Here is a 12,510-nt window from a genome sequence, read left to right on the forward strand (position 1 = left end):
GCGTGGCTGAACGCGCTGCTTCATTGCGCGAAGCTGGCCTTGGCTGCTGGGTAGAAGGCCCCAGCCAGCGTGCGCAGGGTCGCCGGCAAGCGTGGCCCAAGGCCGCCCACCAGCAGCGTCGGGTCGAGTGACACCAGGCGCTGCTCACGCACCGCACGGGAGGCCGCCAGCGCCGGGTTCTCCTTGAGCAACGCCTGCAGCGCCTGCTCATCGGCCAACGCACGGTCGGAAAACACCACCACGTCCGGGTCCAGCGCTGCCAGCGCTTCGCTGGAGAAGTTCTTGTAGCCTTGGTGCTCCGCCAGGTTGCGCGCCCCGGCCTGTCGCAGCAGCCAATCGCCCGTGGTGCCTTGGCCAGCGATCAACGGCTTGGCACCGGCATGGCCAACCAGCAGCAACACGCCGGGCGCCTTCTGGCCCGCCTGGGCCTGCTTGACCTCGGCCTGCAGCGCATCCAGCTGCTGGCGATAGCCTGTTGCCAGCGCAGTGGCTTGTTGCTCTGCACCAAGCAATTGCCCCAGGTGCCTGAGGTTTTCATCGACCGCGTCGAGTTCGGCCTTGCCCGAGAACAGTTCAACCCGCACGCCCGCCTTGCGGATCTGCGCCAGCACCGGTGGCGGCCCCATCTCTTCGGTACCCACCAACACATCAGGACGCAGGCTCAGAACGCCTTCGGCGGACAACTGCCGCTGATAGCCGACACTCGGTAGCGCCTTCAGCGACTCGGGGTGTTGGCTGGTGGTATCGACGCCAACCAGGTGCGCTTCGCCGCCCAGCGCACTGACCCATTCGCTAAGCGCGCCACCAGCGCTGACCCAACGCTGCGGCAGTTCGGCAGCCAGGGCCTGGGTAGACAGCACTAAACCTGCGCACAGGGCGATCAGGGCGACGGGGCGGCGCATCATCGGATTTCCTTCTGAAGGCGGGCCGCGCGCCTTGTGGCGGGCGGCGGAACTGCGCACCATAGACGGCTGGGCGCAGCGAATGCGGGCAATTTGATAATTATTCGCATTGAAGCGTCAAGCCATCACGTGTTTCACGAGTCTTCCTTGCCATGCACTTGCTTTGTACTTCCAGCTCATTGGCCGAGGGCCACAGCCGCGCCTTCAGCGTAGACGGCGTCGACCTGTTCGGCGTCCGCCGCCAGGGCCAGGTGTACCTTTATCGCAACCGCTGCCCACACCGGGGCATCCCCCTGAACTGGGCAACCGATGCGTTTCTCGATGACAGCGCCAGCCTGATTCACTGCGCCCATCATGGCGCCTTGTTTCTTATAGAGAACGGCGAATGCGTGGCTGGGCCTTGCGAGGGCGAGGTGCTGCAGGCCCTGGGCTGCCACGAAGACAGCCAGGGCATCTGGCTCACGGGTTGAGCAACACGGGCAATGGGCGGTTGATGACAATGCGTTCGGCATCCAGATGGGTGCCGTAGGCCAGCACCTCGACCCCTTCAGCCACGGCGGCGCGCAATGCCTGGGCATAGGCCGCGTCGATTTCCTCGGCTGGGCGCACCGCTCCGACCCCGGTCAGGTTCACACAATAAAGCTGCACGGCACGAACACCATTGCGGGCCAACGTCGCCAGCTCGCGCAGGTGCTTGGCGCCGCGCTGGGTGACGGCATCGGGGAATGCCGCAACGTCAGTGTCGGGGTAGCCCAGGGTCACGCTCTTGACCTCGACATAGGCCGGGCCGCTGTCGAACTCCAGGCGAAAATCGATGCGGCTGCCCTCTTCGCCATAGGCCACTTCGCGCCTGAGCGCCGTGAACCCGGCCAGCTCGCTGATCACACCGGCCCGCAACGCCTCTTCAACCAGTGCGTTGGCGCGCCCGGTGTTCACGCAGGCCAGCCGCCCCTGTGGCGTTTCGCTGATTTCCCAGGTGCCGGGCAGCTTGCGCTTGGGGTCGTTGGAGCGGCTGAACCATACCTGCCCGCCTTCGCGCATGCAGTTGAGCATGGAACCGGTGTTGGGGCAGTGAATGGTCAACTGCTCGCCACTGGCCAGTTCGATGTCCGCCAGAAACCGTTTGTAGCGACGCAGCAGGCGCCCCTGCTCGAGTGGAGGGAAGAATGCCATCAGCCTTGCCAACTGCGCAGGCCGCGAGCGATACGCTGCACCGCCTGTTCCAGGCGCGGCAGGCTCTGGGTGTAGGCAAACCGCACGTGATGCCCTGCCAGGTGGCGGCCAAAGTCCAGCCCAGGGGTAAACGCCACGTGCTCGGTTTCGAGGAAGTGCCGGCAGAAGGCGAAGGCATCGCCGCCGAAGGCGCTGATGTCGGCATACAGATAGAAGGCCCCCTGGGGCTCCACGGCAATGCCGAAGCCCAGCTCGCGCAACGCCGGCAGCAGGTAGTCGCGACGGCGGGCGAACTCGGCACGGCGCGCTTCCAGAATCGCCAGGGTTTGCGGCTGGAAGCACGCCAGCGCAGCATGCTGGGCCATGCTCGGCGCACTGATGTACAGGTTTTGCGCGAGTTTCTCCAGGTCAGCCACCGCGCCAGGCGGCGCCACCAGCCAGCCCAAGCGCCAGCCGGTCATGCCGAAATACTTGGAAAAACTATTCAGCACAAAGGCTTCATCGTCCACTTCCAGCACACTGGGGGCATCCATACCGTAGGTCAGCCCGTGGTAGATCTCGTCCACCACCAGGTGGCCATGGCGTTCGCGGGTGGCGGCGGACAGGCTGGCCAGCTCGGCACGGTCCAGCACCGTTCCGGTCGGGTTGGCCGGCGAGGCGACCAGGGCGCCGACCGTGTCCTTGTCCCAGTAGCGCTCAACCAGGTCGGCTGTCAGTTGGTAATTGACCTCTGGCCCCACCGGCACCAACTGTGCGCCGCCTTCAACCAGGCGCAGGAAGTGGCGGTTGCAGGGGTAGCCCGGGTCGGCCAGCAACCAGTGCTTGCCGGGGTCGACCAACAGGCTGCTGGCCAGCAACAGCGCGCCAGAGCCGCCTGGGGTGATCAAAATGCGCTCGGGGTCGACACTCACCCCGTAACGCTGCCCATAGAAACCGGCGATCGCCTCACGCAGCGCCGGCAGGCCACGGGCGGCGGTATAGCGGGTGTGGCCCGCAGCCAATGCCGCCTGGCCGGCCTCGACGATGGGCGCAGCCGTGGTGAAGTCCGGTTCGCCGATTTCCAGGTGGATCACGTCGTGCCCGGCCGCCTGCAGCTCGTTGGCCCGCGCCAGCAGCGCCATGACGTGGAAGGGTTCGATGGCGCGGCTGCGCGCACTGTAGGGGTGGGCCATGACCTTCTCTCAATTGGGTCTAAACTGGAGATTCTACCTCTGCGCACTACCGAACGTGTGGCTCGCGCCGCTGTCAATTATCTGGATCGGGCGGGGTAGCGCACCCCTGATCTATCTGGTAAGTTCGGCGGCTAGCAGTCGCAGGGCCGGTAGTTGCCGGAGATGGAGCAGCCTGCGCATTGGATCAGATGAGTAAGAGGCGGTCTATTCATGTCCACCCTAGAAAAGCAAAAATCGAATCAATCTCTTCATGGCGTCGATCCTTACGAGGTAAAAAAGGGTGAGGAGTACATGGGTAAGCCCATGCGAGATCACTTCACCAAAGTCCTCAACGCCTGGAAACAAGACCTCATGGAGGGTGTCGATAAAACCGTCGACCACATGAAGGAAGAAGCGGCCAACTTCGCTGACCCTGCAGACCGTGCAAGCCAAGAAGAAGAGTTTGCACTGGAACTGCGTAGTCGGGATCGCGAGCGCAAGCTGATCAAGAAGATTGATAAAACCCTGCAGTTGATCCAGGACGAAGAATACGGCTGGTGTGAATCCTGCGGCATCGAGATCGGCCTGCGCCGTCTGGAAGCCCGCCCAACCGCCGACCTGTGCTTCGACTGCAAGGAAATCGCGGAGAAAAAGGAAAAAACCGTCGGCAAAGGCTGATCCTTTTCCCATCCGAACGGGGCGCATCTTGCGCCCCGTTTCATTTTCAGACGCACGACAGCCATGAACGACTCCAGCTACATCGGGCGCTTTGCCCCTACCCCCAGCGGTTTTCTGCACTTCGGCTCGCTGGTGGCCGCCCTCGCCTCCTGGCTCGATGCCCGCGCCGTCAATGGCCGCTGGCTGCTGCGCATGGAAGACACCGACCCGCCCCGGGAAATGCCCGGCGCCCGCGATGCCATCCTGCAGACCCTGGAGCGCTACGGGTTGGCGTGGGACGGCGAGGTGGTGTTCCAGAGCCAGCGCCACGATGCCTATGCAGCCGTGGTCGACCGCCTGTTCAACATGGGCCTGGCCTACGCCTGCACCTGTTCGCGCAAACAGCTCGAAGGCCACAACGGCATTTACCCGGGGTTGTGCCGTAACGCCGGGCATGCCCGCGAAGGTGCGGCGATCCGCCTGCGGGTGCCGGAGTTGATCTACCGGTTCAGCGACCGGGTGCAGGGCACGTTCGAGCAGCATCTGGGCCGCGAGGTAGGCGACTTCGTCATCCAGCGCCGTGACGGGTTGTACGCCTATCAGTTGGCCGTGGTGCTGGACGATGCCTGGCAAGGTGTTACCGATATCGTGCGCGGGGCCGACCTGCTGGACAACACACCGCGCCAGCTGTACCTGCAAGAGCTGCTGGGGTTCTCGCAGCCGCGCTACCTGCATATTCCGCTGATCGTGCAGCCGGATGGGCACAAGCTGGGCAAGTCGTACCGTTCGCCACCCCTGCAGGCGGAGCATGCTACACCGCTGCTGTTGCGGGCATTGCGGGCGTTGGGGCAGGAAGCAGACCCCGATTTGCTGTTGGCTACGCCGGCTGAAGTGTTGGCGATAGCCCGCCAGCAGTGGCGGCCGGAGGCGATTGCGCAGCGGACCACAGTGCCTGAAGCTGATTTGCGCTGAGCCTCGGATCTGACCGGCCAATGCGGTCAGTGTAGGAGCGGCCTTGTGTCGCGAAGGGCTGCAAAGCAGCCCCGGCAATAGGTGCGGCAGAGCTGAAATCCTGGGGCCGCTACGCGCCCCATCGCGACACAAGGCCGCTCCTACAGGAATCGCGTGATGCTAAACACCGCGCATCTCACCAAAATCAAAAGCCCAATACTTTCAAAACCTTGGCTAACGCAATGGATTCCCGCTAGCATCCCCCCCGCCATTTGCGCCAATAATAAGTCCAAGCCCGCAGCGCCCAACCATCGAGGCCAGCATGTACATCTATCGTTTGGTCCTGCTTCTGGTCGTGGGGATCTACCTGTTCTCCCCGGCCATCATGGACTGGTGGATCGAACCAACCGGTGCCTGGTACCGCCCCTACCTGCTCTGGCTGATCCTGATCGTCGTCACCTTCATCCTGCAGAGCCAACGAGATGCCGATGAGCTTTAGCCTGACCCAGATGATCCTGATCAGCGCCGCGTACCTGATGGTACTGTTCGGCGTGGCCTGGATCAGCGAGCGCGGGCTGATTCCCCGTTCGATCATTCGCCACCCGCTGACCTACACCCTGTCGCTGGGCGTGTATGCCAGTGCCTGGGCCTTCTATGGCTCGGTCGGCCTGGCCTACCAGTACGGTTATGGCTTCCTGGCCTGCTACCTGGGGGTTTCCGGGGCCTTCCTGCTGGCGCCGGTGCTGCTCTACCCGATCCTCAAGATCACCCGCACCTATCAGCTATCGTCCCTGGCCGACCTGCTGGCGTTTCGCTTTCGCAGCACTTGGGCCGGCGCGCTGACCACCGTCATCATGCTGATTGGCGTATTGCCGTTGCTGGCCCTGCAGATCCAGGCGGTGGCCGATTCGATCAGCATCCTTACCGGCGAGCCGGTCAAGGCCAGGGTGGCCTTCGCCTTTTGTGCACTGATCACCCTGTTCACCATCTTCTTCGGCTCGCGGCACATCGCCACGCGCGAGAAGCACGAAGGGCTGGTGTTTGCCATTGCCTTCGAGTCGGTGATCAAACTGCTGGCCCTGGGCGGTATCGGGCTGTATGCCTTGTACGGTGTGTTCGGCGGCCCGCACGAGCTTGAAGTGTGGCTGCTGCAGAACCAGACCGCCCTGGCCGCACTGCACACACCGCTGCAGGAAGGGCCATGGCGCACCCTGCTGCTGGTGTTCTTCGCCTCGGCCATCGTCATGCCGCACATGTACCACATGGCCTTTACCGAAAACCTCAACCCGCGCTCGCTGGTCAGTGCCAGCTGGGGCCTGCCGCTGTTCCTGTTGCTGATGAGCCTGGCCGTGCCGCTGGTGCTATGGGCCGGCCTGCGCCTGGGCGCCAGCACCAACCCCGAGTACTTCACGCTGGGCCTTGGCATTGCTGCCAACAACGAGGCGCTGGCGCTGCTGGCGTATATAGGCGGCCTGTCAGCGGCCAGCGGGTTGATCATCGTCACCACCCTCGCGCTGTCGGGCATGGCCCTCAACCACCTGGTGCTGCCGCTGTACCAGCCGCCGGCCGAAGGCAACATCTACCGCTGGCTGAAATGGACACGCCGCGCGCTGATCGTCGCCATCATCACCGCCGGTTTCATGTTCTACCTGACCCAGAACAACCATCAGAGCCTGGCCAACCTGGGCATCGTCGCGTTTGTCGCCACCTTGCAGTTCCTGCCGGGCGTGCTGTCGGTACTGTATTGGCCGACCGCCAACCGCCGCGGCTTCATCGCCGGCTTGCTGGCCGGCACCCTGGTGTGGATGGTGACCATGCTGCTGCCGCTGTTGGGCAACCTGCAGGGCTTCTACATCCCGTTGCTGGACATGATCTATGTGCTCGACGACACCAGCTGGCACATGGCGGCCATCGCCTCGCTGGCGGCCAACGTCTTGCTGTTTACGCTGATCTCGCTGTTCACCAACGCCAGCAGCGAAGAGGTCAGCGCCGCCGAAGCGTGCGCGGTGGACAACGTGCGGCGCCCGCAGCGCCGTGAGCTGCATGCCGCCTCGCCGCAGGAGTTTGCCACCCAACTGGCCAAGCCATTGGGCGCCAAGGCCGCGCAGAAAGAAGTGGAACAAGCACTGCGCGACCTCTACCTGCCATTCGACGAGCGCCGCCCCTACGCGTTGCGCCGCCTGCGCGACCGCATCGAGGCCAACCTCTCGGGCCTGATGGGCCCGAGCGTGGCCCAGGACATGGTCGAGACCTTCCTGCCCTACAAGTCCGGCAACGAAAACTACGTCACCGAAGACATCCACTTCATCGAAAGCCGCCTGGAAGACTATCACTCACGCCTGACCGGCCTTGCCGCCGAGCTCGACGCCTTGCGCCGCTACCACCGCCAGACGCTGCAGGAACTGCCCATGGGCGTGTGCTCCCTGGCCAAGGACCAAGAGATCCTGATGTGGAACAAGGCCATGGAAGAGCTCACCGGCATCGCTGCCAAGCACGTGGTCGGGTCGCGCCTGGTGACCATCGGCGAACCGTGGCGCGGCCTGCTGCAAGGCTTCATCGACCTGCCCGACGAACACTTGCACAAGCAACGCCTGGCCCTCGACGGCCAGCCCCGTTGGCTGAACCTGCACAAGGCCGCCATCGACGAGCCACTGGCACCGGGTAACAGCGGCCTGGTGCTGCTGGTCGAAGACCTGACCGAAACCCAGGCCCTGGAAGACAAGCTGGTGCACTCCGAGCGCCTGGCCAGCATCGGCCGCCTGGCGGCGGGCGTGGCCCACGAAATCGGCAACCCGATCACCGGCATCGCCTGCCTGGCGCAGAACCTGCGCGAGGAACGCGAGGGCGATGGCGAGATCACCGAGCTGTCGAGCCAGATTCTGGAGCAGACCAAACGGGTATCGCGCATTGTCCAGTCGTTGATGAGCTTCGCCCATGCCGGTGGCAGCCACCAGAACAGCGAAGAGCCGGTGTGCCTGGCCGAAGTGGCGCAGGATGCCATCGGCCTGCTGGCGTTGAACCGGCGCAACTTCGAAGTCCAGTTCTTCAACCTCTGCGACCCGGAACACTGGGCCGAAGGGGACCCCCAGCGCCTGGCCCAGGTGCTGATCAACCTGCTCTCCAATGCCCGCGACGCGTCGCCGCCCGGCAGTGCCGTGCGCGTGCGCAGCGAAATCAGCGAACACACCGTCGACCTGATCGTCGAAGACGAGGGCAGTGGCATCCCGAAGAACATCATGGACCGCCTGTTCGAACCCTTCTTCACCACCAAGGACCCGGGCGAAGGAACCGGACTGGGGCTCGCTCTGGTCTATTCCATCGTGGAAGAGCATTATGGGCAAATCACCATCGACAGCCCTGCCGATATCGAACGGCAACGTGGCACCCGGATCCGCGTGACCCTGCCCCGGCATGTCGTAGCGACGTCCCCTGAAATTCGAGACCGTCGAGAGAATTGAATCAATGCCGCATATTCTGATCGTCGAAGACGAAACCATCATCCGCTCGGCCTTGCGTCGCCTGCTCGAGCGGAACCAGTACCAAGTCAGCGAAGCCGGCTCGGTGCAGGAAGCCCAGGAACGCTTCAGCATTGCCACCTTCGACCTGATCGTCAGCGACCTGCGCCTGCCGGGCGCACCTGGCACCGAGCTGATCAAGCTCGGCCAGGGCACCCCGGTACTGATCATGACCAGTTACGCCAGCCTGCGCTCGGCGGTGGATTCGATGAAAATGGGCGCGGTGGACTACATCGCCAAGCCCTTCGACCACGACGAGATGCTACAAGCTGTGGCGCGCATCCTCCGTGACCGGCCAAGCGCGCCCGCTGCCGCACCGGCTACCGAGCCGCGCAGCAACGGCAAGGCCGCCGCTGCCGACAAGGGCAGCAATGCCTCGGCCAACGGCGAAATTGGCATCATCGGCTCGTGCCCGCCGATGCAGGACATGTACAGCAAGATCCGCAAGGTGGCGCCGACCGATTCCAATGTCCTGATCCAGGGCGAATCGGGCACCGGCAAGGAGCTGGTCGCCCGCGCCCTGCACAACCTGTCGCGGCGGGCCAAGGCACCGATGATCTCGGTGAACTGCGCGGCCATCCCCGAGACCCTGATCGAGTCCGAGTTGTTCGGCCACGAAAAAGGCGCCTTCACCGGCGCCAGCGCAGGGCGCGCTGGGCTGGTTGAAGCGGCGGACGGCGGCACCTTGTTCCTCGATGAGATCGGCGAATTGCCACTGGAAGCACAGGCTCGCCTGCTGCGCGTGCTGCAGGAAGGCGAAATCCGCCGGGTCGGCTCGGTGCAGTCGCAAAAGGTCGATGTGCGCCTGATTGCCGCGACTCACCGCGACCTGAAAAACCTGGCCAAGGCCGGCCAGTTCCGTGAAGACCTTTATTACCGCCTGCACGTGATCGCCCTGAAACTGCCCGCCCTGCGTGAGCGCGGCAGCGACGTCAACGAGATTGCCAGCGCCTTCCTGGCCCGCCAGAGCGCACGCATCGGCCGTGATGACCTGCACTTCTCTGCCGACGCCGAACAGGCCATTCGTCATTACAGCTGGCCGGGTAACGTGCGTGAGCTGGAAAACGCCGTCGAGCGCGCGGTGATTCTCAGCGAGAGCGCAGAAATTTCCGCCGACCTGCTGGGCATCGACATCGAGCTGAGCGACCTGGAAGACGACGACCTGCTCGACAACGCCCTGGGCGGCGCCAGCGCTGGCAATGCCAGCCATGAGCCGACCGAGGACCTGTCACTGGAGGACTACTTCCAGCACTTCGTCCTGGAGCACCAGGACCACATGACCGAGACAGAGCTTGCCCGCAAGCTTGGCGTCAGCCGCAAATGCCTGTGGGAACGCCGTCAGCGCCTGGGCATCCCGCGGCGCAAGAGTAACGCTACCAGCGAGTAATTCAACCTGCCCAGTGTTCGCCGCAGCAAGTGCGGCGCCTGGGAGATCGAGCGCCGCCCGCGCGGCGCTCGATCGCATAGGCGCTGAACAGGTTGTGGCGAACACACTTGGCCTTGGGCACACCCCAGGTAACACATCAGTTACCGCAAAAATCTGTTACCCAACCTTTCAGACGTAACAGTTGCCGAGGTGTACGGTAACGAAACCCCGCCATTTTCCGCCCACCAGAATCCTGCAAAAACCTGCAAACCCTTGATTTCATTGGGTTTCGAAAAGTTGGCACGGCACCTGCTATATGCTTAGTACAAAAACAATAACAAGCACTGCAACTCATAATAAGAACAAGACGAAACGGCTCACGCACAATAAAAACAAGACGGCGGAGGCGCAGCTAACTGATTCTTTTGGAGAGGATGCGTGTTTGGGGCTTGCCCCACGACCAGGCAGAGAACAACAAAAACTGCACTAAAAAGCAGCGCCTGAACTGGTTGGATCGACAGATCAACGTGACATCAGCGGCCAAAGCAATCCGTTTGCTCTTTACCCCTGGATTAGGGGTCGTCCACAAGCTTTGCGATTTGTGGGCAGGGCACTCAACAAAAACAAAAAGCCCAGCAAAAAAATAATAAGAGCACGCAACGACTTCTTGGGGAGCTTAAGCTCCCCTTGTCGTTTCTCCCTTCTGGCAGTCATCCTGCTACCCGCCTACACCATTCCTTGAGTAAATGCTAGAATCCCCGCCCATCATGCGGCCATTCTCCTATTCTTGGCCGAACATTCCTTCAAACAGTGCATCCCATGCTGAAGAAGCTGTTCCAGTCGTTCCGCCCTCCCGTACCGGGCCAGCACCACAGGCGCACCACGCCCGAGGTGATCAACAAGAGCCAACACTCGCTGCAACGCCACCAGTTCAGCCGCCACGCGGTGAACATCGTCGAGCGCCTGCAGAGTGCGGGCTACCAGGCTTACCTGGTCGGTGGCTGTGTCCGCGACCTGATGCTGGGCATCACGCCCAAAGACTTCGACGTCGCCACCAGCGCCACGCCCGAACAGGTCCGTGCCGAGTTCCGTAACGCGCGCATCATTGGTCGCCGCTTCAAGCTGGTCCACGTGCATTTCGGCCGTGAAATCATCGAAGTCGCCACCTTCCGCGCCCACCACTCGGAAGACGACCAAGGTGATAACCACCGTTCGTCGCACAATGCCAGTGGCCGCATCCTGCGTGACAACGTGTACGGCACCCTGGAAGAAGACGCGCAACGCCGCGACTTCACCATCAATGCCCTCTACTACGACCCCGTCAGCGAGCGCATCCTCGATTACGCCAACGGCGTGCACGATGTGCGCAACCGCCTGTTGCGCCTGATCGGTGACCCGACCCACCGCTACCAGGAAGACCCGGTGCGCATGCTGCGTGCCGTGCGTTTCGCCGCCAAGCTCGACTTCGGCATCGAGAAGCACACGGTGCAGCCGATCCGCGAGTTGGCCCCGCTGCTGCGCGAGATACCGCCTGCGCGCCTGTTCGAGGAAAGCCTGAAGCTGTTCCTCTCGGGCCAAGGTGCGATGGCCTTCGAAATGCTGGTCGACCTGCAGCTGTTCGAGCCGTTGTTCCCGGCCAGCGCGCAAGCCCTGGACGAACGCCCGAGCTACACCCACACCTTGATCAGCCAGGCGCTGACCAACACCGATCTGCGCGTCAAACAGGGCAAACCGGTCACGCCGGCCTTCCTCTTCGCCGCGCTGCTGTGGCCCGCCCTGCCGGCCCGTGTGCTGCACCTGCAAAACCAGGGTGTGCCACCGATCCCAGCCATGAACGGTGCGGCCCACGACCTGATCGCCGAACAGTGCGCACGCATTGCTATCCCGAAGCGGTTCACCCTGCCGATCCGCGAGATCTGGGACATGCAGGAACGCCTGCCACGTCGCAGCGGCAAGCGCGCCGACCAACTGCTGGACAACCCGCGCTTCCGTGCCGGTTACGACTTCCTGCTGCTGCGTGAAAGCGCTGGCGAGGAAACCGATGACCTCGGCCAATGGTGGACTGACTACCAAGATGCCAACGACAGCCAGCGCCGCGACATGATCCGTGAGCTGGGCAGCCGCGACGAAGGTACCGGCGCCGGCCCGCGCAAGCGCAAACGCAGCCCCAGCAAGCGTAAACGCGGTGGCGACGAGGCGTTCGAGTGACAACGCGCGCCTACATCGGCCTGGGCAGCAACCTGGACGCGCCTGCAGAACAACTGCAGAACGCCTTCCAGGCGCTGGGCCAGGCCGAAGGCACCCGCCTGGTGGCGGCCTCGGGCCTGTTCACCAGCGACTCGCTGCTGCCTGGCCAGCCGCGCTACACCAACGCCGTGGCGGCGCTCGACACCTCGCTCGAGCCATTGGCCCTGCTCGACGCCCTGCAGGCCATCGAAAATGACCAGGGCCGCGTGCGCAAGGAGCGTTGGGGCCCTCGCACGCTCGACCTGGATATCCTGCTGTTTGGCGACCAGCTGATCGACGTGCCGCGCCTGCAGGTACCGCATTACCACATGCACGCCCGCGCCTTCGTGCTGTACCCCCTGGCCGAACTGGTGCCAGACGGCTTCTGCCTGCCCGATGGCCGCGAACTCGCCGAGCTCATCAGCGCCTGCCCGTTCGTCGGTCTCGAGCGCCTGTAATTCGGGCGCTCCAGGCGACGGTAACGCCAGTAACACCCTGTTCGTAACAATGCGGTAACAGGGTGATTGACTTCCCCCACCTCGCTCACGACTATAGGCGTCCCGTGTGGC

The 12,510-nt window shown here is 63.5% G+C and carries 11 protein-coding genes; 8 read left to right on the forward strand and 3 right to left on the reverse strand.

Annotation, left to right across the window (positions count from 1 at the left end):
• Positions 1-20: 20 nt before the first annotated feature.
• Positions 21-905: an ABC transporter substrate-binding protein gene (locus HU766_RS00075; RefSeq protein WP_186652589.1), complete on the reverse strand. Its 885-nt coding sequence runs from the start codon at positions 903-905 to the stop codon at positions 21-23.
• A gap of 149 nt (positions 906-1,054) precedes the next feature.
• Here HU766_RS00075 and HU766_RS00080 point away from each other — a divergent pair, with 149 nt between their 5' ends.
• On the forward strand, positions 1,055-1,372 hold the full coding sequence (locus HU766_RS00080) for a Rieske (2Fe-2S) protein (protein ID WP_186652590.1): 318 nt from the start codon (positions 1,055-1,057) through the stop codon (positions 1,370-1,372).
• Here the strand turns inward: HU766_RS00080 and sfsA are convergent.
• Both sfsA and HU766_RS00090 read right to left on the reverse strand, forming a co-directional pair.
• The gene (sfsA, locus tag HU766_RS00085; protein ID WP_186652591.1) at positions 1,362-2,075 is read right to left on the reverse strand and encodes a DNA/RNA nuclease SfsA; all 714 of its coding nucleotides are present in this window, start codon (positions 2,073-2,075) and stop codon (positions 1,362-1,364) included. The two genes, HU766_RS00080 and sfsA, sit on opposite strands and share 11 nt — an antisense overlap.
• Positions 2,075-3,247 (reverse strand): pyridoxal phosphate-dependent aminotransferase, encoded by a 1,173-nt coding sequence (locus tag HU766_RS00090; RefSeq protein ID WP_033701559.1) that lies wholly within the window; start codon positions 3,245-3,247, stop codon positions 2,075-2,077. Before HU766_RS00090 ends, sfsA begins: the two co-directional genes overlap by 1 nt.
• 210 nt (positions 3,248-3,457) lie before the next feature.
• Here HU766_RS00090 and dksA point away from each other — a divergent pair, with 210 nt between their 5' ends.
• The 7 genes from dksA to folK all read left to right on the forward strand — a co-directional run bounded on the left by dksA (position 3,458) and on the right by folK (position 12,399).
• Complete coding sequence (gene dksA, locus HU766_RS00095) at positions 3,458-3,904, forward strand: RNA polymerase-binding protein DksA (RefSeq protein ID WP_095063786.1); 447 nt, start codon at positions 3,458-3,460, stop codon at positions 3,902-3,904.
• A 63-nt stretch (positions 3,905-3,967) separates the two neighbouring features.
• A complete protein-coding gene (gene gluQRS / locus HU766_RS00100; protein ID WP_095063787.1) occupies positions 3,968-4,855 on the forward strand; it encodes a tRNA glutamyl-Q(34) synthetase GluQRS in 888 nt (295 codons plus the stop codon).
• 301 nt (positions 4,856-5,156) lie between these two features.
• On the forward strand, positions 5,157-5,333 hold the full coding sequence (locus HU766_RS00105; RefSeq protein ID WP_003250005.1) for a hypothetical protein: 177 nt from the start codon (positions 5,157-5,159) through the stop codon (positions 5,331-5,333).
• Positions 5,317-8,292 (forward strand): sensor histidine kinase, encoded by a 2,976-nt coding sequence (locus HU766_RS00110; protein WP_077068659.1) that lies wholly within the window; start codon positions 5,317-5,319, stop codon positions 8,290-8,292. The genes HU766_RS00105 and HU766_RS00110 overlap by 17 nt, the downstream gene beginning before the upstream one ends.
• Positions 8,293-8,296: 4 nt before the next feature.
• Positions 8,297-9,736, forward strand: coding sequence for a sigma-54 dependent transcriptional regulator (locus tag HU766_RS00115; RefSeq protein ID WP_047583820.1), 1,440 nt, complete (start codon positions 8,297-8,299; stop codon positions 9,734-9,736).
• Positions 9,737-10,534: 798 nt separating this feature from the next.
• Positions 10,535-11,923, forward strand: a complete 1,389-nt coding sequence (locus HU766_RS00120; protein ID WP_033701566.1) for a polynucleotide adenylyltransferase PcnB — start codon at positions 10,535-10,537, stop codon at positions 11,921-11,923.
• Positions 11,920-12,399 carry a 2-amino-4-hydroxy-6-hydroxymethyldihydropteridine diphosphokinase gene (gene folK, locus HU766_RS00125; RefSeq protein ID WP_186652592.1) on the forward strand — a complete coding sequence of 160 codons (480 nt, stop codon included), beginning with the start codon at positions 11,920-11,922 and terminating at the stop codon, positions 12,397-12,399. The genes HU766_RS00120 and folK overlap by 4 nt, the downstream gene beginning before the upstream one ends.
• The last annotated feature ends 111 nt before the right edge of the window (positions 12,400-12,510 follow it).

It is taken from the genome of Pseudomonas sp. SWRI77 (genome assembly GCF_014269105.1).
Taxonomy (GTDB): domain Bacteria; phylum Pseudomonadota; class Gammaproteobacteria; order Pseudomonadales; family Pseudomonadaceae; genus Aquipseudomonas; species Aquipseudomonas capeferrum.

Coding starts and splice junctions, on each gene's coding strand:
- gluQRS (WP_095063787.1), top strand. CDS start 3,968: ATGAACGACTCCAGCTACATCGGGCGCTTTGCCCCTACCCCCAGCGGT.
- HU766_RS00120 (WP_033701566.1), top strand. CDS start 10,535: ATGCTGAAGAAGCTGTTCCAGTCGTTCCGCCCTCCCGTACCGGGCCAG.
- dksA (WP_095063786.1), top strand. CDS start 3,458: ATGTCCACCCTAGAAAAGCAAAAATCGAATCAATCTCTTCATGGCGTC.
- sfsA (WP_186652591.1), bottom strand. CDS start 2,075: ATGGCATTCTTCCCTCCACTCGAGCAGGGGCGCCTGCTGCGTCGCTAC.
- HU766_RS00110 (WP_077068659.1), top strand. CDS start 5,317: ATGCCGATGAGCTTTAGCCTGACCCAGATGATCCTGATCAGCGCCGCG.
- HU766_RS00090 (WP_033701559.1), bottom strand. CDS start 3,247: ATGGCCCACCCCTACAGTGCGCGCAGCCGCGCCATCGAACCCTTCCAC.
- HU766_RS00080 (WP_186652590.1), top strand. CDS start 1,055: ATGCACTTGCTTTGTACTTCCAGCTCATTGGCCGAGGGCCACAGCCGC.
- HU766_RS00105 (WP_003250005.1), top strand. CDS start 5,157: ATGTACATCTATCGTTTGGTCCTGCTTCTGGTCGTGGGGATCTACCTG.
- HU766_RS00075 (WP_186652589.1), bottom strand. CDS start 905: ATGATGCGCCGCCCCGTCGCCCTGATCGCCCTGTGCGCAGGTTTAGTG.
- HU766_RS00115 (WP_047583820.1), top strand. CDS start 8,297: ATGCCGCATATTCTGATCGTCGAAGACGAAACCATCATCCGCTCGGCC.